Annotated in this window: 2 protein-coding genes; both read left to right on the forward strand. The window is 68.5% G+C overall.

The features are described from left to right. The first annotated feature begins 56 nt into the window (after positions 1-56). Positions 57-752, forward strand: a complete 696-nt coding sequence (locus AOK24_RS40965; protein ID WP_055724983.1) for a hypothetical protein — start codon at positions 57-59, stop codon at positions 750-752. Positions 753-846: 94 nt separating this feature from the next. Continuing rightward, positions 847-1,602: DegV family protein (locus AOK24_RS40970; RefSeq protein WP_055724984.1), on the forward strand; the 756-nt coding region annotated here is incomplete at its 3' end.

Below are 1,602 nucleotides of genomic sequence, written 5' to 3' on the forward strand. Positions count from 1 at the left end.
GGCGTTTATCTTGGGAGGGCGGCGCGGGTGCGTCGGGTCGGGGATGGAGGAGTGCTGTGGAAGCCGTGATCGCTGTGGTTGCGTTGGTTTTCCTGGCGCTGTTCGTGTTGGGGGTTTGGGGGACCGTTAAGGCTGTGGGGGCTGCCAAGCGGAGTGTGGATCGGACTATTGGGCAGGCTCGGCGGACTGTTGAGGATCACACCTTGCGGGCCAAGTCGTTCGGGAGGCTCGGGCCTGCGGGGGAGATCGCTCAGCTTCGGTTGACGTTGCGGACTTCCATGCGGGCTACGCAGGACGCTTTGCATGCCGGGGTTGCTGAGGATGAGTCCTTGAAGGAGTCGCTGGGGCTTTTTGAGCGGCTCAGTGCTCATGGGCATCAGCTTGATGACGAGCTCAAGCGGCTGGAGTCCGACCCCGATCGCGGCACGCTGGCGCAACGGCTTCCGGAGCTTCGGGAGCGTACCGAGAGGATCACAGCGTCCGCCGACTCTCTGCGGTGGGCCGTGCGGGATCGGGCCAGTCGGTTCGCGGAGGACGATCTGGACTCGTTGAGTGCGCAGATCGACGTGGAGACGGGGGCGTTGCGGCACTGGACCACGGATGATGTTCCGCAGGCCGGCCGTCCTGGTCAGACCTGGCAGGCTGGGGCCGAGGGCGCTCCGGGGGAGACTCCGCCGCCCGCGATCAGTCCTCAGGCGCCGCGTCCGACGTACCCGTGGGAGAAGAAGCCCCGGCCGGAGAGTACGACCTGAGCGGTGGGCCCCGTACACCTTGATTCGGTCAAGGAGTGGTCCGGGCGAGGGGCTGGGCTGACGGTCGCCTGATACGCCAGGTAACCTCCAGATCATGTCCCGCCATGTCGCGATCGTCACGGATTCAACGGCCTACCTGCCGCAGCCGGCGATGGAGCGGCACAGTATTACGGCGGTGCCGCTGACCGTGGTCCTCGGGGACCAGGCGCTGGAAGAGGGCACCGAGATCTCGACCCGGTCCCTCGCGCAGGCGCTCCAGAAGCGGCGTCCGGTGACGACTTCCCGCCCCGGGACCGAGGTGTTCGCGCAGACGTACCGCAGGGTCGCCGAGTCCGGCGCCACCGGCATCGTCTCGCTGCACCTCTCCGCCGAGCTGTCGGGGACGTACGACGCGGCGGTCGTCGCCGCGCGCGAGGCGCCCGTACCCGTGCGGGTGGTCGACACCGGCATGGTCGCCATGGCGCTCGGCTTCTGCGCGCTCGCCGCTGCGGAGACGGCGCAGGCGGGTGGGTCGGTGGATGAGGCGGTGACCGCTGCGGAGAAGCGGGCGGCCGGGACCTCCGCGTACTTCTACGTCGACACGCTCGACTATCTCCGGCGGGGTGGGCGGATCGGTGCGGCGCAGGCGTTGCTCGGGTCCGCGCTTGCTGTGAAGCCGTTGCTTCAGCTGGACGAGGGGCGGATCGAGTTGCTGGAGAAGGTGCGTACGGCGTCCAAGGCGATCGCTCGGCTGGAGGAGTTGGCTGTGGAGCGGGCGGGGGCGGCTTCTGTGGATCTCGCTGTGCATCATCTTGCGGCGCCGGAGAGGGCGAGTGCGTTGGCGGAGCGGTTGCGTGAACGGGTGGGGGGG

This window comes from Streptomyces niveiscabiei (assembly GCF_001419795.1).
Taxonomy (GTDB): Bacteria; Actinomycetota; Actinomycetes; order Streptomycetales; family Streptomycetaceae; genus Streptomyces; species Streptomyces niveiscabiei.